Here is a 21,293-nt window from a genome sequence, read left to right as displayed (position 1 = left end):
CGTCGGCGGGCGGAATGGAGGTTCCGTCCGGTGTTTGTGGCCCACTGGGAGGAATACCGATGAAGAAAATGCTTTTGCTGGGTGCTGCGTTTGCCACGCTCGCCCTGAACGCGCCCGCGTATGCCGAACTGAAGTTCAAGCCGGGCGAGGATCCCCGCTTCAACTGGGCGAATTACGAAGAGCTCAAGAAAGTCGATCTCAAGGGTGAGACGCTGTCGATCTTCGGACCGTGGCGCGGTGAGGACGAAGGCCTGGTGCGCGGCGTTCTCGACTATTTCTCTGAAGCCACCGGCGTCGAGATCAAATACTCCTCCTCGGAGAACTATGAGCAGCAGATCGTCATCGACACGCAGGCCGGCAGTCCGCCCAACATCGCCGTGTTGCCGCAGCCGGGCCTGATCCAGGACCTGGCATCGAAGGGCCTGCTGACGCCACTGGGCGACGACACCGCCAAATGGGTCAAGGACAATTACGGCGCGGGCCAGTCGTGGGTCGACCTCGGCACCTTCAAGGACAAGGACGGCAAGCCGGGCTTCTTCGCCTTCCCCTACAAGGCCGACGTGAAGTCGCTGGTCTGGTACTCGCCCGATAATTTCGAGGAAGCCGGCTACAAGGTGCCGAAGACGCAGGAAGAACTCGCCGATCTCGAAAAGAAGATCATCGCCGATGGCGGCAAGCCGTGGTGCATCGGCCTCGGCTCCGGCGGCGCCACCGGCTGGCCGGCGACCGACTGGGTCGAAGACCTGATGCTGCGGACCCAGGCGCCTGACGTCTACGACAAATGGGTGAAGAACGAGATCCCGTTCAACGATCCCGCCGTGGTGAACGCCATCGACATCTTCGGCAAGATCGCGACCGACGACAAGATGGTCGACGGCGGCGCCAAGGCGGTTGCGGCGACCGATTTCCGCGACAGCCCGAAGGGCCTCTTCTCAGTGCCGCCGAAGTGCTACCTGCACCATCAGGCGTCGTTCATCCCGACCTTCTTCCCGGAAGGCACCAAGGTCGGCCAGGATGCGGACTTCTTCTACTTCCCGCCCTATGCCTCCAAGCCTGAACTGGGCACGCCCGTGCTCGGCGCCGGTACGCTGGCGATGATCACCAAGGACTCAAAGGCCGCGCGCGCCTTCATCGAATTCCTGAAGATGCCGCTCGCTCACGAGATCTGGATGGCCGAGGGCGGTTTCGTGACGCCGTTCAAGGGTGTCAACAAGGCTGCCTATGCCAGCGACGCTCTGAGGAAGCAGGGCGAAATCCTCGCCAATGCCTCGACCTTCCGCTTCGACGGTTCCGACCTGATGCCGGGCAAGATCGGCGCCGGCGCCTTCTGGACCGGCATGATCGACCTGGTCGGCGGCAAGTCCGCGCAGGATGTCGCCACCGACATTCAGAAGAGCTGGGACGCGATCAAGTAGCGGCCGGCAAGCAGGGGCCTGTCCGGCTCGGCGATCAAACGGCCGAGCCTGCCATTCTCGCACTGGATCCGGACCCTACCGGCCCGGATCCGACGGCGGCCTGTGCCGCAGCCATTCGTCATGAGCGCATTGACATAAAGCGCGATCGGCATGCGAGCAGGTTTCCGCCGCCGACGACGCTCCAACAACTGAATCGGCGCCTGGTCCCGTCACCAAGGTCATTCCTTGTCGGGATCATGCGCAGGGAGAGGGACCCATGGCGGCTCAGATTTTCTCGGCCATATTCGTCATCATCGTCGGGGTCGGCGGTTGCGTCGCCTATTTCTGGGGCGCCAACAAGCTGGTCGACCTGATATTCCCGTCGCGCGGCGTCGCCGGCGCTGCTGCCATCGACAATCTGCGCCGGCAAGGGCTGGTCAGGCCGTGGCTGTTCGTCGGTCCGGCGATGATCATCCTGACCATCTACCTCATCTATCCAGTGGTCGAGACGCTGCGGCTGTCGTTCCTCGATCGCGGCGGCATAAACTTCGTCGGCCTCGCCAACTATGAATGGGCCTTCGGCGATCGCGAGTTCCGCAACTCGATCCTCAACAACATCGTCTGGCTGGCTGTGGTGCCGGCCGCCTGCACCTTCCTCGGGCTGATCATCGCCGTGCTCACCGACAAGATCGGGTGGGGCACGGTCGCCAAGAGCCTGATCTTCCTGCCTTTGGCGATCTCCTTCGTCGGCGCCAGCGTCATCTGGAAATTCATCTACGAGTACCGTGGCGAGGGCCAGACCCAGATCGGCCTGCTCAACGCCATCATCCAGCATTTCGGCGGCCAGCCGCAGGTCTGGATATCACTGCCGTTCTGGAACAATTTCTTCCTGATGGTGATCCTGATCTGGATCCAGACCGGCTTTGCCATGGTCATCCTGTCTTCGGCCTTGCGCGGCATCCCGGAAGAAACTCTGGAAGCCGCCGTCATCGACGGCGCCAATCCGTTCCAGATCTTCTGGAAGATCATGGTACCGCAGATCTGGGGCACCATCGCCGTCGTCTGGACGACGATCACCATCCTGGTGCTCAAAGTGTTCGACATCGTGCTGACCATGACCAACGGCCAGTGGAACAGCCAGGTGCTGGCCAACCTGATGTTCGACTGGATGTTCCGTGGCGGCGGCGATTTCGGCCGCGGCGCCACCATCGCCATCATCATCATGATCGCGGTCATTCCGATCATGGTCTGGAACATCCGCCAGGCGAACAAAGAGACGGGAGGACATTGAGATGGCCGTTGCGACCGGAAATTCCTTCGCCAGCCGCTTCGGCGTCCATATTGCCGTCCTCATCTTCGTCGCCATCTGGACCATACCGACGCTCGGCATCCTGGTCTCGTCGCTGCGCGACAAGGACCAGATCATCGCCTCGGGCTGGTGGAATTCGTTCTCCAGTTCCACCCAGACGGAAGCCAGCCGGCTGCCGGCGGCCTCGATGCAAGTCGAAAAGGACGGCAAGTTCGTCCTTCAAGGCAACATCTTCGGCAACAGCCCTGTCCGCAACATCAGCGCTTTCGGCGTCAAGTCGGCAGCACCAACGCAATACCCCGCCGGCACATCGGCCGATCTCGGCGACGGCGTCACCCTGCAGCTCAATGCCGACGGCAGTTTCATCATGCAATCGCCGAAGGCCTTCGAAGGCGATCGCGGCCAGCGCGTCTATTATGCCTCGTCGGCGCCACCTAAATTCACCACCGACAACTACAAGACTGTGCTGTTCTCGGAAGGCATCGGACGGTCGTTCATGAATTCGCTGACTGTCACCATACCGGCGACCGTCATCCCGATCCTGATCGCCGCCTTTGCCGCCTATGCACTGGCCTGGATGCGCTTTCCCGGCCGAGCGCTGCTGATCGCGGTCATCATCGGCCTGCTGGTGGTGCCGCTGCAGATGTCGCTGATCCCGCTGTTGAAGCTCTACAACGGCGTCGGCGCCTTCTTCGGCATGCCGTCGAAAACCTATCTAGGCATCTGGCTGGCGCATACCGGCTTCGGCCTGCCCTTCGCCATCTACCTGTTGCGCAGCTACATTGCCGGCCTGCCGCGCGAAATCATGGAATCGGCGCGCATCGACGGCGCCAGCGATTTCGAGATCTTCGTCAAGATCGTGCTGCCGCTGTCGTTCCCGGTGCTGGCCTCGTTTGCCATCTTCCAATTCCTGTGGGTATGGAACGATCTGCTGGTCGCGATGGTTTTCCTGGGTACGGAGGCAGACCAGATCGTGCTGACCGCCAAGCTCAACGCGCTGCTTGGCTCACGTGGCGGCGACTGGGAGATCCTTACGACATCGGCTTTCGTGACCATCATCGTGCCGCTGATCGTGTTCTTCTCGCTGCAGCGCTATTTTGTCCGCGGGCTGCTTGCCGGCTCGGTGAAAGGAGGCTGAGACCATGCAATCCGCTTTGAAGGCCAGTTCGAAGCCTGACCTCGCCGTCGATCGCGACTGGTGGCGAGGTGCGGTGATCTACCAGATCTATCCGCGCAGCTACCAGGACTCGAACGGCGACGGCATCGGCGACCTGAAGGGCATCATCGGCCGGCTCCCCTACATCGCGGCACTCGGTGCGGATGCCATCTGGATCTCGCCGTTCTTCAAATCGCCGATGAAGGATTTCGGTTACGACGTCACCGATTACTGCGACGTCGATCCGATGTTCGGCACGCTGGCCGACTTCGACGCGCTGACCGCCGAGGCACACAGGCTGGGCTTGAAGGTGATGATCGACGAGGTGCTGTCGCACACTGCCGACAACCACCCATGGTTCAAGGAAAGCCGTTCGAGCCGCACCAACGCGAAGGCAGACTGGTATGTCTGGGCGGACGCCAGGCCGGACGGCACGCCGCCCAACAACTGGCTGTCGATCTTCGGCGGCTCGGCCTGGCAATGGGACACCAGCCGCCAGCAATATTACCTGCACAACTTCCTGGCCGAGCAGCCCGATCTCAACTTCCACAACCATGAGGTCCAGAACGCGCTGCTCGACGTCACCCGCTTCTGGCTGGAGCGCGGCGTCGACGGCTTCCGGCTCGACACCATCAATTTCTACTTCCACAGCCAGGGCCTGGAGAACAATCCGCCGCTGCCGCCCGAGCAGCGCAACGACCAGACCGCACCCGCGGTCAATCCCTACAACTACCAGGACCATCTCTACGACAAGAGCCGTCCGGAAAACCTCGGCTTCCTCGAACGCTTCCGCGCCCTGCTCGATGAGTATCCGGCCACCGCGGCGGTCGGCGAAGTCGGCGATTCGCAACGTGGGTTGGAAGTGGTGGCGGCCTATACCGCCGGCGGCAAGCGCGTGCACATGTGCTACTCGTTCGACTTCCTGGCGCCGGAAAAGATCAGCGCGGCCAAGGTCCGCTCGGTGCTGGAATCGTTCGGCAAGGTCGCCAGCGACGGCTGGTCGTGCTGGGCCTTTTCCAACCATGACGTGATGCGCCCGGCCTCGCGCTGGGCGGCAGGCGAAGCCGACACGACCGCCTATCTCAAGGTCATCTCGGCGCTGCTGATGTCGCTGCGTGGCTCGGTCTGCATCTACCAGGGCGAGGAGCTTGGGCTCGGTGAGGCCGACCTCCACTTCGAGGATTTGCAGGACCCCTACGGCATCCGCTTCTGGCCGGAATTCAAGGGCCGCGACGGCTGCCGCACGCCGATGGTGTGGGACGGCAGCGCCAGGAATGGCGGCTTCTCCTCGGCCAAGCCATGGCTGCCGGTGCCGGCCAAGCACCTGTCGCAAGCGGTCAATGTCCAGCAGGGCGACGAGAGCTCGCTGCTCGAGCACTACCGGCGCTTTCTCACCTTCCGCCGTGCCCATCCGGCGCTGGCCAAGGGCGACATCACATTCATCGAAAGCGAGGGCGACACCGTCGCCTTCACACGCCGCGCAGGCAATGAGCAGGTCGTCTGCGTCTTCAATCTGGCAGCCAAGCCAACCAGGATTGAGCTTGGCAACCGATCGCTGCAACCTTTGCCGGGACACGGATTTTCGGGGCAGGCGAGCAGCGGTTCCATACAGCTCAACGGCTACGGCGCCTGGTTTGGGCGCATCGACTGAACTTCAGATCACTTGAATTTCAAATCACTGGGAGGAAACCAATGGCCGATGTCACGCTAAGACAAGTGAAGAAGTCCTACGGCAATCTGAACATTCTCCACGGCATCGACCTCGATATAAAGTCGGGCGAGTTCATCGTCTTTGTCGGCCCGTCGGGCTGCGGCAAGTCGACATTGCTGAGGTCGATCGCCGGGCTGGAGGAAATCACCTCCGGCGAACTCAAGATCGCCGGCGAGGTCGTCAACGACGTGCCGCCGTCGAAGCGGGGCATCGCCATGGTGTTCCAGTCCTACGCGCTCTACCCGCACATGACGGTGTACGACAACATGGCGTTCTCGATGAAGATCGGCAAGGAGAACAAGGCCGAGATCGACCGCCGCGTGAAGCAGGCCGCGGAAATCCTGCAGCTGACCAAATATCTCGATCGCCTGCCCAAGGCCATGTCGGGCGGCCAGCGCCAGCGCGTCGCCATCGGCCGCGCCATCGTGCGCAACCCGAAGGTGTTCCTGTTCGACGAGCCGCTGTCGAACCTTGACGCGGCGCTGCGTGTCGCCACCCGCATCGAGATCGCCAAACTCAAGGAATCGATGCCCAACACGACCATGATCTACGTCACCCACGACCAGGTCGAGGCGATGACGCTGGCCGATCGCATCGTGGTGCTCAAGGAAGGCCATATCGAGCAGGTCGGCACGCCGATGGACCTCTACAAGAAGCCCGGCAATTTGTTTGTCGCCCAGTTCATCGGCTCGCCGGCCATGAACATCCTGCCGGCGACCATCGACAAGACCGGAAACCCGACCGTCGTCAGCCATGTCGGCGGCCGCAAGGCAAGCGTGCCGATCGCAACGCCGGCTTCGGCAAAGGGTGCCGCGGTGAGTTTCGGCGTGCGGCCGGAAGATCTGATCATCGCCAGCGGCACGGAGTATCTGTTCGAGGGAACGGTCGACTATGTCGAACAACTCGGCGAAGTCCAGCTTGTCTATGTCGACATCGGCCGCGCCGACCTGCCGCTGGTGACCAAGCTGCCTGGCAATGTCGAGGTCAAGCGCGGTGCGACGCTGCGGCTGAGCGCGGACGCCAACGACCTTCACATCTTCGACGCGGACGGGCACTCCTTCTCGCTCCGTCAGCCGGAAGTAAAGGCGGCTTGAGACAGAACCAAGTCTCGACACGAAAAGAGCGGCGGGCCAGGCCCGCCGCTCTTTTTTGGAAATCAACTTCGGCTGTTAGCGATTGCCGAAGAGGTCGCGGTCGGCGCTCTGAGGGGCGGACTTCTCTACGTCACCCGACGAATTGAGCAGCTTGCCGACGAAACCACCGCTGTTGCGGATCGAGCCCGTTTGAGAGTTGTCAACCGAACCGACGGCAGGCTGGTTGGCGCCATTCGAACCGTAGTTGTCGCTGGCGGCGAAAGCGCTGCCGGAGATCGCCACGACGGCGGCGGCAGCAAGCATGATCTTCTTCATTTCAAATCTCCTGAATTCTGGATTTCGCCAGGACGGCGGGAGAGCCCGCCGCCTTCTGGGAATCGGCTGTTAGTTATTGCCGAAGAGGTTACGGTTGCTACCCTGGGCAGGCGTCTGAGCAGCCGGCTCCGACTTCTTGGTCGAAGCAGTGTACGAGCTGTCGACAGCAGCGGTGGCTGCCGGGGCATTCGAACCATAGTGGTCGCTGTTCGCGAAGGCGCTGCCGGAAATGGCCAGAAGGGCGGCGGCAGTGAGGATGATCTTTTTCATTTTTTGGTACTCCAGTATTTCTTATTTTTGCCGTCCGTCTAGCGGCGTGTCTTGGGAAGAAATCGCGTCGTTCGGACAGCCCCGATGTGGGAGAGCCATCCAGCCATTTCCAATCACGAAGTTGTTCCGCGTGGACCAAGAATCCACCACTTGAAATTGCGCCAGGGGTTTCCACACTCAATGTTTTTCTAATTCATATCAAAGAGTTGTACGAAACAGGTACCCCGATCACCAACTGTGTCGGAGGCCCAGCGTTCACAAGTCCTGCACGCACAGTCAACAGAAACGAACCGTTCGGTTCGATTTTTGCGGCAGCTAATAGTCACTTTTCGATACCGTTAACCTTTTCTGCTTCCTGGCAAGGGGTCGGTTTCGGCGAGATTGGAGCCGGCTATGGTTGCCCAAGAGAAAGGCTTCCGCTTCGCGATCACCGACCGGAACGTTTCGCAAGCGTGTCGCGCCGCATGGATACGATGTCGTTTTCATGCCGATGACGCGCCCGCGATCGTGATTAGATCATGTCATCTCAGGTGCCGCTTCGTGACGACGAGGCGGAGAATTGGGAAGCCGGTCAGAATCCGGCGCTGCCCCCGCAACGGTGGTGGAGTTCAAGTCGCAACGGGAGACCACTGGGCGTCAGCCTGGGAAGGTGTCGCGATGGTCCGCAAGGACAACTCCAGAGCCCGGAAACCAGCCCGAGATGTCTAGACTCGACTGATCGCGGTGGGCGGTCAAGAGGCGGATAGTGCATGTCCGGCGCATCGCCGGCCTGCGTCCAATCCTTCCTCCGTCACCACCAGTTCAGTCCTTAGAAACGAGGACAGGACATGGATGCTCGCAACGACATGCTGAGGCTCTTGAGTGGCCGGCGGCAAGGCTTTTCGCTAGGACAGCCCTTCTACACCGATCCAGACTATTTCAAGCTCGACATGGAGCTGATCTGGTATCGCGACTGGCTGTTCATCGGTCATGATTGCGAGCTGCCGAAGCCGGGCAGCTACATCACGGCGCAGATTGGCGACTATCCAGTCGTGCTTGTCCGCGACCAGAAGGGCAATATCAACGCCTTCCACAATTCCTGCCGCCATCGCGGCAGCCGCGTCTGCAATTCCGACAAGGGCACGGCGGCAAAGCTGGTCTGCCCCTATCACCAATGGACCTACGAGTTGGACGGAAGGCTCTTGTTTGCCAGGCAGATGGCCGACGGTTTCGACAAGAGCCAGTTCGGCTTAAAGCCCGTCGCCTGTGAAAGCGTCGGCGGCTACATTTTCATCTGCCTGGCCAAGGAGCCGGCGGATTTCGCACCGATGCGCGCGATGATCGAGCCCTACCTTTTGCCGCACCGGCTGCGCGAGGCCAAGGTGGCGTTCGAATCGACCATTGTTGAGAAGGGCAACTGGAAGCTGGTCTGGGAAAACAACCGCGAGTGCTATCATTGCGCCGGCAATCATCCGGAGCTCTGCAAGACTTTTCCAGAGGCACCCACGGTGACCGGCGTGCAAGGCGCCGACAGCGACCCGGAAATGCTTGCGCACTGGGCGAAATGCGAAGCGGCCGGCCTGCCGAGCAAATTCCGCATCGATCCGGCCGGACAGTACCGCGCCACCCGCGCGCCGCTGCTGCGCGATGCCGTCAGCTACACGATGACGGGAAAGCGTGCGGTCAAGAAGAACCTGTCCGACAGCGTTTCGACCGACCGCATCGGTTCCTTGCTGCTCTATCACTATCCGACGACCTGGAACCACATTCTGGGCGACCACGCCGTCACCTTCCGGGTGTTGCCGATCAGCGCCACGGAGACCGCGGTGACGACCAAATGGCTGGTTCACAAGGATGCGGTCGAAGGCATCGATTACGATCTCGACGAACTCACCCACGTCTGGACCGAGACCAACGACCAGGACCGGCGGATCGTCGAGGAAAACGCCTTCGGCATCCTGTCGCCTGCCTACGAGCCCGGCCCTTATTCGGAGCTGCATGAGGGTGGCGTCATCCAGTTCGTCGAGTGGTACGCGTCGTTCATCGGCCCGCGCCTTGCCGAAGGCGGCCGGCCGGCGCTGCGCAGCGTTGCATAGTGCATGTCGCCCAAAAGTGCGCAGCGGTTTTGGGAACTCGACATGCACAGGGCAAGAGTGAGGACAAGAGGATGAATGCGATGACGGATCTCGGCCTCTATCGCCATCTCGACCAGATGACGCCCTGGAACGACCGGCTCCAGGTGCTGGAGGTGATCGGCGTCAGCGACGAAGCGCCTGATGTGAAGACCTTCACCTTCCGCTCCGACAACCAGACCTGGTTCCGCTACAAGCCCGGCCAGTTCGTGACGCTGGAACTGCCGACCGCCGACGGGCCGCTGATGCGCACCTATACGCTGTCGTCGTCGCCATCGCGGCCGTTCTCGATCGCGGTGACGATCAAGGCTCAAGCGGGCAGCATCGGCACACGCTGGATGTTCGACCATCTGACGCCGGGCTCGCACGTCAAGGCCTATGGGCCGACAGGCGACTTTTCGCTGCACAGCCACCCGGCCGCCAAGTACCTGTTCATTTCAGCCGGCTCGGGCGTGACGCCGATGATGTCGATGCTGCGCTGGCTGAACGACTGCGCGCCATGGACCGATGTCGGCTTCGTCAATTGCGCGCGGCGCCCGGAAGAGATCATTTTCCGCAAGGAACTCGAACTGCTCGGCAGCCGCATGCCGGGCCTGTCGCTCGGCTTCATGATCGAGGAGCGGTCCAGCCGCGAGGGCTGGTTCGGCCATATGGGCCGCATCGACGCGATCCGGCTGCCCTTGCTGGCGCCCGATTTCCGCGAGCGTGAAATCTTCTGCTGCGGCCCCGATCCCTTCATGCGCGCCGTGCGCGGCATGCTGGACGCCGCCGGCTTCGACATGACGAAATACCATCAGGAGAGCTTTGCGGCGCCTGTCGTGGAGGAGATCCCGGCACCATTCACCTCGCCGGCGGAAGACGGCGCCGCGATTGTCGTCGAAGCCGCGACGCCGATCCGGTTTTCGCTCTCGGATGTCGAGGCCGAATGCGTCGCCGGCCAGACCGTGCTGCAGACGGCTCGCGCCTCGGGCGTGCGGATACCCGCCGCCTGCGAGTTCGGCCTCTGCGGAACCTGCAAGGTGAAGAAGGTCGCCGGCGATGTCGAGATGAGCCACAATGGTGGCATCCTCGATCACGAAATCGACGACGGCTTTATCCTCGCCTGCTGCTCGAAGCCGCTTTCTGCGCTCGAAATCGAGGCGTGACCGCCGGGCGATGCCAAGGCTCAGAACGACGACACGGGAAACCTCTCGAAATGCCGTGTCCGTTCAAACTCCGTAGCGCTCGGTGCGGATGATCTCCGCTGCGACGCCGGCATCGATCAGCGCTTGGGCGGCGGCCGAAACGAAGGCGTTGGAGCCGCAGACGAAGGCGATATCAGGCGGTCCGGGCAGGTGCGCCATGGATTGCACCATCATGGCAACGTCCACCCGCCGCGAATAATCGGCTGGACGGCGTGCGGCTTCGCGCGTCAGGGTCAGCACCAGGTCGAAGCCGTCCTTGCGATCGTCGAGGGCAACCAGTTCGTCACGAAAAATCACCTCGTCCCAGATCCGCGCTGAAAAGACCAGGGTGACGGGCACTACCGAATTGCGCCTGGCGCGGTGACGGACCATCGCCATCAAAGGCACGACGCCCGAACCACCCCCGACCAGCAAAACCGGCCCGCTATCGACATCGGGCCAGATGAAATGCCCGCCGAGCGGCCCGCGCAGTTCGACCTCGTCGCCAATTGCTGCGACGTCGTGGAAAAAGGGCGAGACCTCGCCATCGTCGAGTTTTTCGATCGCCAGTTCGATCACCCCGCCATCTCCGGGCGCGGAGGCAATGGAATAAGAGCGGCGCGCCTGATAGCCGTCCGGCGCCGTCAGCCTGACGTCGACATGCTGACCGGCAAGATAGGTGAAAGGCCGCGATGGCTGGAAAAAGAAGCTGGTGACACGCGGCGTGCGCTTTTCGATACGGACGATCCTGACTGTCTGCCAGGGCGATTGCACTGCCGCAGCGTCGCTCATGGATCGTTCGTGTAGCGCTGCTCGCGCCAAGGGTCGCCATAGATGTGATAGCCGCGCAATTCCCAGAAACCCGGCTCATCGCGCTCGGTGAACTGCAGGCCGTTCAGCCATTTGGCCGATTTCCAGAAATAGAGATGCGGCACCAGCAGCCGCGCCGGGCCGCCATGGTCAGGCGTGATCGGCTTGCCTTCGTAAAGCAGAGCCACCATCGCCTTGCCGGCGGTGAGGTCCTTGGTCGGCACGTTGGTGGAATAGCCGTCGAAGGAATGCGCCAGCGTGAAGGCGGTCGGCGGCTCGATGCCGGCATCGGCGAGGATGTCGTCAACAAGCACGCCTTGCCATGGCGTGTCGAATTTTGTCCATGCGGTCACGCAATGGATGTCGCGCGTCATCTTGGTCAAGGGCAGCGCGTTGAACTCGGCCCAGTTCCATTTCTTGATCGGCCGCGGCCCGTGCTTCAGCGTGAACGACCAGTCCTCGGTGCGCACCCGCGGCGTCGGGCCGGCTGACAGGACCGGAAATCCCTGCTCGAGATATTGCCCGGGCGGGATGCGCGCATCGCCGTCGATCGGCGGGCGCCGTCCTGAAGAAAACCCTCGGGTGACCATCGCGGCAATCCCCCCTGCATCGGGCCACTATCGGCCTTATGCAATGTTCTCGAAGATGACGTGGCGGGCAACCGAAATCTTGATGGACAGGATCGGCGGGCCGGCGTCGCCGCGCCCGCCGATCGCTGCCTTCACGTCAGCGCCCCGGCGTCAGCCATTGGCAAACGGCACCGCGACATAGATCTGGCTGCCCTCGCGCTCGACCAGCAGAAGCACCGATTTGCGGCCGGACTTGCCGGCTTGGGCGATCGCCTGCGTCACTTGCCTGGCGGTTTTCACCGGCGCCTGATTGACGGCAACGATGATGTCGCCGGGCTGGATGCCCGAGGCCGAGGCCGGTTTGTCGGGATTGACGCTTGCGACCAGGGCGCCATGCTGATTGGCCGCCAGGTTCAACTCCTGGCGGACATCAGGGGTGATGTCCATCAGGCCAAGCCCGATTGCCGGGACGCGCGAGCCCTGCTCGGTACTCGGCGCGCCGGACCCGTCGGTCACGGATGCGGTCTTAACATCGTCGCCGTTGAGCCCGACGTCGACGGAAATATCCATGGCCTTGCCCTTGCGCCAGATATCCAGCGTCTCCCTGGCGCCCGGCGCGACATCGGCGACGGCCCGCGACAGGTCCTTGGGATCCTTCACATCCTGTCCGGCAAAGCTGGTGATGACGTCGCCGGTCTCGACGCCGGCCTTCGCAGCCGGCGAGCCTTCATTGACCTGCGAAACCAGCGCGCCGCCAGGATGGTCGAGCCCGATGGCGCTGGCCACATCCGGCGTCACCGGCTGTATCTCGACACCGAGGTAGCCATACTGGATGGAGCCATCCTTCATCAGCTTGGCGACCACCTTCTGGGCCTGGTCGGACGGGATGGCGAAGCCGACGCCGACACTGCCGCCATTGGGCGAATAGATCGCCGTGTTGATGCCGACGACATTGCCGCTGACATCGACCAGCGGACCGCCGGAATTGCCATGATTGATCGGCGCGTCGATCTGAATGAAGTCGTCGAACGGCCCGCTGTGCAGATCGCGGCCGCGTGCTGACACAATGCCCGCCGTGACTGTGGTGCCGATGCCGAACGGATTGCCGATTGCCAGCACTTGGTCGCCGGTCATCAGCCTGTCGGAATCGCCCCATTTGACGGTCGGCAAGGGCTTGTCGGATTTGATCTTGAGCACGGCGAGATCGTTCTTGGCATCGCGGCCGACGAGCTTGGCGGGAAGCTCGGTGCCGTCGTCGAGCGTTACCTTGATGGAAGAGGCGCCATCGACGACGTGATTGTTGGTGACGATGGTGCCATCGGCAGCGACGATGAAGCCTGAACCGAGCGCCTCGGCACGCGGAGCCTGCTGCGGCGGGGCCTGTGGAGCGGGCATGCCCTGGTCGCCGAAGAACTGACGGAAATACTCGTCGAACGGCGAGTTGCCGAGAGGCATGCCGTCGTCCGTGCTTTCCGGCTGCGCCTTCATGACGGTGGTAACTGTCACCACCGCGGGCTTGTCGGCGGCCACGATGGGAGCGAACGAGCCGTTGGGTGCAGCGATGCCGGCGACAGGTGTCTGGGTTGTCGGAACGGCGTTGCTCGCACTTTGAGCGAAAGAGATGACAAAGGGAGATATTATCAGCGCAGCGCCCAGCGAGGCCGCGACGCGATGTCTGCGAATGATATCTGACATGGTCGTTTGTCCGGGCGAGAGTTGATCCTGCGCTGTGGCCGCCTCTCTTGGAAACTGGCCATCCCGCGTGTCGAGGGTCGCGATTGCCCGTCTCGCCTTGCATGGCAGCCGACCGGATCGACAGCCCTGCATCTAGGGTGCCGATTGGCCCGATTTAGGGTTTTCAGGCGACCTTACGAAGATTTAATTTCCAGACGGCGGCCGGTCACAATGTCGTGGGGTGGCGGCAAGACGGTCTTCCCAGCCCCGCAGAGGGATCAGATCGCGTCGGTTCGCCCGAGATATGCTGTGGCGATGTCGTGCATGCGCTTGCCGTCGAAGCTCGGCCCGTGGCCGCCATGGCCGATGCGGATCGGGACGTCGAGCAGGCGCTGCATCGTGCGGCGATAGGCTGTTCGATCGGAGTCCGGCAGGTCGTCGATCAACGTGTCGTCGTAGATGGCGTCGCCGCTGAAGAACAGGCCATCGGCCTCGTCGAGCAGCGCGATCGAATCCGGCGAATGTCCGGGCAGGTGCAGCACGCGAAACTGACGGTCGCCGAGATCGATCACGTCGCCCTCGTCAAGGGTTCGCGTCAATGGCGCTGAGGGGATCCTGTAATCGGCTGCCTTCCAGCCCGGCGCGGGCAGTTTCGAGACGGCACCTTCAAGGTCGTGGAGCATGTAGGCATAGGTCGCGGCGTCATCCATGGTCTCGAACTGCGCGGCACTCATCCTTGGCCCGGCCCGCAACGGGAACTCGTGCAGCGATCCGACATGGTCGAGATGGATATGGGTTGCGACGACGAGCAGCGGCTTGCCGTCGGACAACTCGATCTCCGGCGCCAGCGGACAGATGCCCATGCCGGTGTCGACCAGAAGGTCGACATCGCGGCCGCGCAGATGCCAGATGTTGGCGCGCACGTATTCGTGCACGAACGGCTCGGTCAGCATCGACGTCTTCTCGTCGACGATGCTCTTGCTAAACCAGCCCGGCATCAAGTGTGAGCCCGGCATCACGTGTGAGCCCGGCATCACGTACAAGCCGGCATCAGACGAACGGCTTCCCGACCTTGTATTTTTCCGGCACCAGCCGCTTGAGATAGGCCATGCCGGCCTCGGACAGCTGATTGACATCGGGCTTCATGAAATCGTCGGGCATATGGCGGGTCTTGCCGGCGACGTTCTTCAACGGCACCTTCTTCAGCACCGTTTTGGCGCCGTCATATTGCAGCGCCACCGAGCCGCCACCCTGTTCAGCGACGCTGACCGCAAAAGCGCCGGCATCAAACGCCTCCTGCGCGTCGACAGCGCTGATGGCGCCGATATAGCCGCGCGGCATGTAGCCGAGTGCATCGACGCGGGCCCGCTTGCCGGGCAGGCCTTCGGCCAGCGCGCGCTCAAGTGCGGCCGGCAGGTCGCTGCCCGACAGCTTGACGTTGCCGTGCGCGTCGCGCTCGAGCTTCTCCGGCGGCACCAGGCTTTCGACCAGCGCCTTGCCATCGGCGGTGCTGACACCCTTCCGACACGGCGACGATACAGCGCTTGTGGCGGTCGAGCGTGGCGCGCACGTCGTCGATGAAGCCGGCCGCGGAGAATGGGCGCTCCGGCACGTAGACGAGGTGTGGGCCGCTGTCGGGGTCGAGTTGCCAGGCCGCGGCAGCGGCCGTGAGGAAGCCGGCGTGACGGCCCATGACGATGCCGACATAGATGCCGGGCAGAGCGCGGAAATCGAGGTCGACGGACAGGAAGGCGCCAGCGACGAACTCGGCCGCCGAGATGAAGCCCGGCGTGTGATCGTTCTCCTCGAGATCATTGTCGATGGTTTTCGGTGCATGGACGAAAGCGATCGTGCCGCCGGCGGCGTCGGTCAGGATCTGCTGCGTGCCGGACGTGTCATTGCCGCCGATGTAGATGAAGGCGTCGGCGCCGGCCTTCTTCAGCCCGTTCAGGATAACCTCGCAATAGGCGGCGTCCGGCTTGTCGCGAGTCGAGCCAAGGGCCGCACTTGGCGTGCCGGCGATCAGCCGCAGCCGGTCTTCCGGGATGGCGGAGAGGTCAACATAGTTGCCGTCACGAATGCCGCGCACGCCGTGAATGGAGCCGAGCACCTTGGCGCCGGGATGCCGCTTGCGGATCTCCAACGTCGCCCCGACCACTGTCTGGTTGATGACGGCGGTCGGGCCGCCGCCCTGCGCGATAACGAAAGTTCCGGCCATTCCTGACGTCTCCCGAGCGATGAAATTCGCAGGCACATTCGCCTGTCTTTCGCCATCGCGCAACGGGAGAACCAGAGCATGATCCCGAAAAGCATGCCCCCGGCCCGAGGGTGGGAACCGGCTTTCGCCAGAGATCATGCTCGAACAGAAAGAGAAGCGGCCGCACCGGCGGCCGGCAGAGTCACATGACGACGACCGGGTTTTTCTTGGAGACGCGGCTGTAGAGGTCGATGATGTCCTGGTTGATCAGGCGCACGCAGCCCGACGACATCGCCTGGCCGATGCTCCACCATTCGGGCGAACCGTGGATGCGATAGCCTGTGTCCTTGCCATCCTGATAGATATAGAGCGCCCGGGCGCCAAGCGGGTTGGTGAGGCCGCCGGGCTGGCCGGACTGCCATTTCACCAGCTCCGGCTTGCGGGCAATCATTTCGGGCGGCGGCGTCCAGGTCGGCCATTCCCTGCCGTACTGGATGTTGGCGCGGCCGGACCAGCGGAAGCCGTCCTTGCCAATGCCGACTCCGTAGCGGATGGCTTCACCGCCCGGCTGGACGAGATAGAGCATGCGCTCCTGCAGATGGACGACGATGGTGCCGGGCGCCTCGCCGGTCGTGTCGACGACGATCTGGCGGCGGAATTCCGGCTTGACCTTCAGATAGGGCACTTCCGGCACGTTGAAACCGCCATCGGTCAGCCCCGCATACATCAGGTCGGGGCTGGTGATGTGCTTGTCAACGCTGATGCTCGGCCGGATCGGCACTGAGCCGGTGACCGTATCGTCGAGATCCAGCACCGGCAGACCGCCGCCCGAGGTCGAGCAGCCGGCAGCGCTGAGCAGAGCCAATGCCCCTGCGCCGGACAGGATGGTGCGACGGGAAAGATGATGATCGGTTTCGATTGCGTCGCCGTTTCGCGGCGGCGTCAGACCTTGCGGCAACTCACGCATATACCCAAACCCTACGCTGTCGGCGGGAAGCACGGTCCGGCCGGATGAAACGCATTTTCATCATTCATGGTTGATAAAGCGTGAAGGCCTTGCGCTGCCTGCGTTTGCGCATTGCCTTTCTGGCGTTCGAGCTGCCGCCCGACCGTCGACCGAAGGGCTGCTGCACAAAAAGGTCTCCGTCAGGTCATATTCCCGGCGCCGGCGCTTCCTACCCCTGCAGGCGGCTACCGAGGGGGACCCATGTGCAAGACCTTAAGAACCGACATCAAGCTTTTTGCCGCGGCCATTGCCGCAGCAGCAATCGTTCTCGGTGCCGATGTCAGCCTGGCCGATATCGTGAACACGCTGAGCGGCGCGAACTGACACCGACCTGCCGTTGGCGAAATTAGGGAAATCGCCCTTTACATTCTCCCGCTGCCAAGGATTTATCCTCTTCTTTACGCTCAAAGGAGACGAGCATGTCCTTCGAAAACTGGGCCGCCTTCACTGCCGCATCGACGATCCTTCTCATCATTCCAGGTCCGACCATCCTTCTGGTCGTGTCCTACGCGCTGGGCCAAGGCTGGCGTACCGCCTTGCCTATGGCGGTCGGCGTGGCGCTCGGCGACTTCACCGCCATGACGCTGTCGATGCTGGGCATCGGCGCGCTGCTGGCCGCTTCGGCGACCGTCTTCACCGTCCTGAAGCTGATCGGCGCCGGCTATCTGATCTATCTCGGCGTGAAACTGTTTCGCGCCGGCGGCGCGCTGAAAGCCGAACCGCGCACCGACGTGGTGTCCTCGGCCAAGATGATGGCGCATGCCTGGCTGGTCACCGCGCTCAACCCGAAAAGCATCACCTTCTTCGTCGCCTTCCTGCCGCAGTTCCTCGACCGGCATGCCGATTTCTGGACGCAGATGCTGATCTTCGAGACGACCTTCCTGGCGCTCGCCTTCGCCAATGCTTTCGGCTATGCGCTGATCGCGGCGCGCGCACGTAACGTCGTGCGCAATCCCAAGGCGATCCGCATCTTCAACCGCACCGGCGGCACGCTGCTGGTCGGCGCCGGCATCGCCACGGTGGCGATGCGTTCGGGCAATTAGGGACAATGGAGAATTTCGGCTTCACCGTTTGACGCTGAAGCCGAGATTGCCTTGGAAAATGTACCGGTTGGCGAGTCTGTGGCCCATGCTTTAGGATCGCCTTGGGCCGAAGGATCGAGGCTCATCGCAAGCCGATCAAAGGACATTGCATGGCCATCAGGGACGCATTGGATCTAACACTTTCGGGCGCAACGGAGGCGGGGTTCACGCCCTACAGCCAGGCCGTGCGTGAACTGCTGTGCTTCATCGGCGATCCCGTCGCCTCCATCGACCGTGCCATATCGGCGGATCCCGGTTTCGTCATGGCGCATGTCTTCAAAGGCTATCTCTTCGGCCTCGCCACCGAGCGCGAGGCGACGGCGGTAGCCAGGGCTTGCCACGAGGCGGCGCTGCCGCTTGCCGCGACGACGCGCGAAGAGGCGCATGTCTTGGCCCTAGGCCACCTCGCCAACGGGCGCTGGCATGACGCCGCCAGGATTCTCGAGGATATCGCCATCGAGACCCCGCTCGACGCGCTGGCGCTGCAGGTCGGGCACCAGATCGACTTCTTCACAGGCAATGCGCGCATGTTGCGTGATCGCATCGCCCGCGCTTTGCCGTCCTGGCGGAGCGATATGCCCGGTTATCATGGCATTCTCGGCATGCAAGCCTTCGGGCTGGAGGAAATGGGCGACTACACCAGGGCCGAAAAGCTTGGCCGCGCGGCGGTCGAGATCGAGCCGCGCGACGGCTGGGCGCAGCATGCGGTCGCGCATGTCATGGAAATGCAAAGCCGGCAAAGGGACGGCATCGCCTGGATGCGCGCCAATCCCGAGGCCTGGACAAGGGAGAGCTTCCTGCAGGTGCACAATTGGTGGCACCTGGCGCTGTTCCACTACGATCTCGGTGAGACCGACCAGGTGCTGGCGCTCTATGATGGACCGATCTATGGCACGCCATCGGCCATGGCGCTGAACATGGTCGATGCGTCGGCGATCCTGTGGCGGCTGCATCTCGGCGGCATCGATGTCGGTGACCGCTGGACGGCGCTCGCCGCCAATTGGCCCAAGGTCGGCGCCGGCGATTATGCCTTCAACGATGCGCATGCGATGATGGCCTTCGTTGGCGCCGGGCTCGGCACCCCAGCGCGGACCTTGCTCGAGGCGCAGCGCGAGGCGATGCATGGCAGCGGCGACAACGCCGCCTTCACGCGGGATGTCGGCCATCCGCTGACGCTGGCAATCAAGGCATTCGGCGAGGCCAACTACACCGAGACCGTGCAGCTGATACGGCCGATCCGGGCGATCGCCAACCGCTTCGGCGGCAGCCACGCACAGCGCGACGTCATCGACCTGACGCTGATCGAAGCGGCATTGCGGGCCGGCGACGGCGCGCTCGCCAGGGCGCTCACGGCCGAGCGTTCGATGGCGCGGCCGGACAGTCCGCTGTCAGTGCTGCTTTCGCGGCGCGCCGCCGATTTGTCAGAGAATTGACCCGAAGCGGATCTTGTCTTAAAAACTGGCCAAGCCAGATTTTTTCGAGATCCGAAAAAATTAATGGCATGGGAGGAAATCATGTATCTCGGCCTCGATCTCGGGACATCGGGCGTCAAGGCGCTGCTGATCGATGCCGGGCAGACTGTCATCGGCTCCGGTCACGCATCGCTCGACGTGTCGCGGCCGCATCCGGGCTGGTCGGAACAGGATCCGTGTCACTGGATACGCGCTTGCGAAGAAGCAATTGCCGAACTGAAGGCTTCCCACCCAAGCCAGCTCGCCGCGGTGAAGGGCATCGGCCTGTCGGGACACATGCATGGCGCGACCTTGCTCGATTCCGCCGACGAGGTGCTGCGGCCCTGCATCCTGTGGAACGACACGCGCAGCCATGCCGAGGCGGCGGCGCTGGACGCCGACCCGCGCTTTCGCCAGCTGACCGGCAACATCGTCTTTCCAGGCTTCACCGCGCCGAAACTTGCCTGGGTGAAGAACAACGAGCCCGCGGTCTTCGCCAAGGTCGCAAAAGTGCTGCTGCCCAAGGATTTCCTTCGGCTCTGGCTTTCAGGCGAACACATTTCGGAAATGTCGGATTCGGCCGGCACCTCCTGGCTCGATGTCGGCAAGCGGCACTGGAGTGCCGATTTACTCGCAGCGACCTCGCTCGACGAGAAGCAGATGCCGTCGCTGGTCGAGGGCACTGAGAAGGCTGGAGCCCTGCGCAGCGAACTGGCCTCGAAATGGGGCATGCAGGCCGGCATCCCGATCGCCGGCGGCGCTGGCGACAATGCGGCTTCGGCATGCGGCATGGGCACGGTCGGTGCAGGCCACGCCTTTGTCTCGCTCGGCACATCGGGTGTGCTGTTTGCCGCCAATGCTTCCTATCTGCCCAACCCGGCAAGCGCGGTCCACACGTTCTGCCATGCGCTTCCGAACACCTGGCATCAGATGGGCGTCATCCTGTCGGCGACCGATTCGCTGAATTGGCTGGCGGAGATCACCGGCAAAGGCGCGGGCGAACTGACCGCCGAGCTCGGCGATACGCTGAAGGCGCCGAGCGGCGCGTCCTTCCTGCCGTATCTGTCGGGCGAGCGCACGCCCTACAATGATGCCGCCATCCGTGGCGCGTTCACCGGATTGGCGCATGAATCGAGCCGCGTGGTGCTGACGCAGGCCGTGCTCGAAGGCGTCGCCTTTGCCTTCCGCGACAGTCTCGAAGCCCTCGCCACCGCGGGCACGACCTTGACGCGGGTGACGGCGATCGGCGGCGGTTCGCGGTCGCGCTACTGGCTGAAAGCGATCGCCACCGCGCTTGGCCTGCCCGTCGATATTCCCGCCGATGGCGATTTCGGCGCCGCCTTCGGCGCGGCGCGGCTTGGCCTGCTCGCGGCGACGGGTGCCGATCCACTCAGCATCTGCACGGCACCCAGGACGGATGCCACCATCGAACCGGATGCGGCACTCGGCAGCGTCTATGCCGATGCCTATCAGCGCTACCGGGCGCTGTATCCGGCGATCAAGGTGGCCACGGCGTGACTGCGTTCTCGCCCACGCCGCGGTCTGCCAGGGCGGCGTTATTGCGCCGGCACCTTGTCGAGAAAGCCGGTGACGTTCTTCAGGCGGCCGTTCTCGATGACGCCGATGTCAGTGCCTTCGATGATGGAGGGAGTGCCTTCCGGGCCGAGGTTCCACGAGAAGCGGATGGTGTCGGCAAAACCGTCCGGCGTGCCCTTCAGCGAGAACCGGAAGCCGGCAAAGCGCTGCTGCACGCCGTCGATCAGCGCCTGGACGCCTGCATGGCCGTCGCCCTGCATCAGCGGATCGCGATAGCTGACGTCTTCGGTGAAGGCCGCCTTGAGCAATTCGGCCCTGCGGTCCGCGTCGCTCTCGTTCCAGGCGCTGATGTAGCCTTCGGCGATCTTGATGAGGTCGGTCATGGTCTGTCTCCTTCGTTTGACGGTTTTGACGTGAGCCTTTTCGACCAGCGGAAGAACGAAAC

At 63.0% G+C, this 21,293-nt stretch carries 19 protein-coding genes, 1 pseudogene and 1 riboswitch; of the genes and pseudogenes, 11 read left to right on the top strand and 9 right to left on the bottom strand.

Annotated elements, in window-relative coordinates; translation table 11 throughout:
* The first annotated feature begins 59 nt into the window (after window positions 1–59).
* The 5 genes from AC1D2G_RS04810 (at window position 60) to AC1D2G_RS04790 (ending at window position 6,664) form a co-directional block, all read left to right on the top strand.
* Window positions 60–1,415, top strand: a complete 1,356-nt coding sequence (locus AC1D2G_RS04810) for an ABC transporter substrate-binding protein (protein ID WP_477225136.1) — start codon at window positions 60–62, stop codon at window positions 1,413–1,415.
* 256 nt (window positions 1,416–1,671) lie between these two features.
* Window positions 1,672–2,685 carry a carbohydrate ABC transporter permease gene (locus AC1D2G_RS04805; protein ID WP_477412320.1) on the top strand — a complete coding sequence of 338 codons (1,014 nt, stop codon included), beginning with the start codon at window positions 1,672–1,674 and terminating at the stop codon, window positions 2,683–2,685.
* Window position 2,686: 1 nt separating this feature from the next.
* Complete coding sequence (locus AC1D2G_RS04800; RefSeq protein ID WP_457153518.1) at window positions 2,687–3,841, top strand: carbohydrate ABC transporter permease; 1,155 nt, start codon at window positions 2,687–2,689, stop codon at window positions 3,839–3,841.
* A gap of 4 nt (window positions 3,842–3,845) precedes the next feature.
* Complete coding sequence (gene bglA, locus AC1D2G_RS04795) at window positions 3,846–5,510, top strand: beta-galactosidase BglA (RefSeq protein ID WP_457153517.1); 1,665 nt, start codon at window positions 3,846–3,848, stop codon at window positions 5,508–5,510.
* A 41-nt stretch (window positions 5,511–5,551) separates the two neighbouring features.
* On the top strand, window positions 5,552–6,664 hold the full coding sequence (locus tag AC1D2G_RS04790) for an ABC transporter ATP-binding protein (protein WP_184873141.1): 1,113 nt from the start codon (window positions 5,552–5,554) through the stop codon (window positions 6,662–6,664).
* Between the two features lie 75 nt (window positions 6,665–6,739).
* Here the strand turns inward: AC1D2G_RS04790 and AC1D2G_RS04785 are convergent, their stop codons facing one another.
* Window positions 6,740–6,979: a DUF680 domain-containing protein gene (locus AC1D2G_RS04785; protein WP_095083076.1), complete on the bottom strand. Its 240-nt coding sequence runs from the start codon at window positions 6,977–6,979 to the stop codon at window positions 6,740–6,742.
* Window positions 6,980–7,048: 69 nt separating this feature from the next.
* A complete protein-coding gene (locus tag AC1D2G_RS04780) occupies window positions 7,049–7,249 on the bottom strand; it encodes a DUF680 domain-containing protein (protein WP_095083078.1) in 201 nt (66 codons plus the stop codon).
* A 511-nt stretch (window positions 7,250–7,760) separates the two neighbouring features.
* Window positions 7,761–7,962: riboswitch (cobalamin riboswitch) on the top strand.
* Between the two features lie 114 nt (window positions 7,963–8,076).
* On the opposite strand from AC1D2G_RS04780, the gene AC1D2G_RS04775 reads away from it, so the two are divergent.
* Together AC1D2G_RS04775 and AC1D2G_RS04770 are read left to right on the top strand one after the other, a co-directional pair.
* Window positions 8,077–9,324, top strand: coding sequence for an aromatic ring-hydroxylating oxygenase subunit alpha (locus tag AC1D2G_RS04775; RefSeq protein WP_477225133.1), 1,248 nt, complete (start codon window positions 8,077–8,079; stop codon window positions 9,322–9,324).
* A gap of 80 nt (window positions 9,325–9,404) precedes the next feature.
* Window positions 9,405–10,505, top strand: coding sequence for an FAD-binding oxidoreductase (locus tag AC1D2G_RS04770; protein ID WP_477225570.1), 1,101 nt, complete (start codon window positions 9,405–9,407; stop codon window positions 10,503–10,505).
* Between the two features lie 63 nt (window positions 10,506–10,568).
* On the opposite strand, the gene AC1D2G_RS04765 is transcribed toward AC1D2G_RS04770, so the two are convergent.
* The 6 genes and pseudogenes from AC1D2G_RS04765 to AC1D2G_RS04740 all read right to left on the bottom strand — a co-directional run bounded on the left by AC1D2G_RS04765 (window position 10,569) and on the right by AC1D2G_RS04740 (window position 16,740).
* Entirely contained in the window at window positions 10,569–11,315 is a 747-nt protein-coding gene (locus AC1D2G_RS04765) for a ferredoxin reductase (protein WP_477225132.1), read from the bottom strand.
* Window positions 11,312–11,923, bottom strand: coding sequence for a sulfite oxidase-like oxidoreductase (locus tag AC1D2G_RS04760; RefSeq protein ID WP_457151074.1), 612 nt, complete (start codon window positions 11,921–11,923; stop codon window positions 11,312–11,314). Before AC1D2G_RS04760 ends, AC1D2G_RS04765 begins: the two co-directional genes overlap by 4 nt.
* A gap of 150 nt (window positions 11,924–12,073) precedes the next feature.
* Window positions 12,074–13,597 carry a DegQ family serine endoprotease gene (locus AC1D2G_RS04755; RefSeq protein ID WP_477225131.1) on the bottom strand — a complete coding sequence of 508 codons (1,524 nt, stop codon included), beginning with the start codon at window positions 13,595–13,597 and terminating at the stop codon, window positions 12,074–12,076.
* A 257-nt stretch (window positions 13,598–13,854) separates the two neighbouring features.
* Window positions 13,855–14,574: an MBL fold metallo-hydrolase gene (locus tag AC1D2G_RS04750; protein ID WP_477412318.1), complete on the bottom strand. Its 720-nt coding sequence runs from the start codon at window positions 14,572–14,574 to the stop codon at window positions 13,855–13,857.
* Between the two features lie 52 nt (window positions 14,575–14,626).
* Window positions 14,627–15,794 (bottom strand): annotated as a pseudogene (locus AC1D2G_RS04745) (diphosphate--fructose-6-phosphate 1-phosphotransferase).
* 181 nt (window positions 15,795–15,975) lie between these two features.
* Complete coding sequence (locus AC1D2G_RS04740; RefSeq protein ID WP_477412316.1) at window positions 15,976–16,740, bottom strand: L,D-transpeptidase; 765 nt, start codon at window positions 16,738–16,740, stop codon at window positions 15,976–15,978.
* Between the two features lie 240 nt (window positions 16,741–16,980).
* Here AC1D2G_RS04740 and AC1D2G_RS04735 point away from each other — a divergent pair, with 240 nt between their 5' ends.
* The 4 genes from AC1D2G_RS04735 to xylB all read left to right on the top strand — a co-directional run bounded on the left by AC1D2G_RS04735 (window position 16,981) and on the right by xylB (window position 20,830).
* Complete coding sequence (locus AC1D2G_RS04735; RefSeq protein ID WP_477412314.1) at window positions 16,981–17,103, top strand: hypothetical protein; 123 nt, start codon at window positions 16,981–16,983, stop codon at window positions 17,101–17,103.
* Window positions 17,104–17,198: 95 nt separating this feature from the next.
* Window positions 17,199–17,822 (top strand): LysE family translocator, encoded by a 624-nt coding sequence (locus AC1D2G_RS04730; protein ID WP_457151079.1) that lies wholly within the window; start codon window positions 17,199–17,201, stop codon window positions 17,820–17,822.
* A gap of 149 nt (window positions 17,823–17,971) precedes the next feature.
* Window positions 17,972–19,294, top strand: coding sequence for a tetratricopeptide repeat protein (locus AC1D2G_RS04725; protein ID WP_477412312.1), 1,323 nt, complete (start codon window positions 17,972–17,974; stop codon window positions 19,292–19,294).
* A gap of 81 nt (window positions 19,295–19,375) precedes the next feature.
* Window positions 19,376–20,830 (top strand): xylulokinase, encoded by a 1,455-nt coding sequence (gene xylB, locus AC1D2G_RS04720; RefSeq protein WP_477412310.1) that lies wholly within the window; start codon window positions 19,376–19,378, stop codon window positions 20,828–20,830.
* 38 nt (window positions 20,831–20,868) lie between these two features.
* Here the strand turns inward: xylB and AC1D2G_RS04715 are convergent, their stop codons facing one another.
* A complete protein-coding gene (locus AC1D2G_RS04715) occupies window positions 20,869–21,231 on the bottom strand; it encodes a nuclear transport factor 2 family protein (protein ID WP_477412308.1) in 363 nt (120 codons plus the stop codon).
* Window positions 21,232–21,293: the final 62 nt, after the last annotated feature.

It is taken from the genome of Mesorhizobium sp. P2_C7, from assembly GCF_056404515.1.
This window is presented reverse-complemented; position numbering and strand designations above follow the sequence as displayed.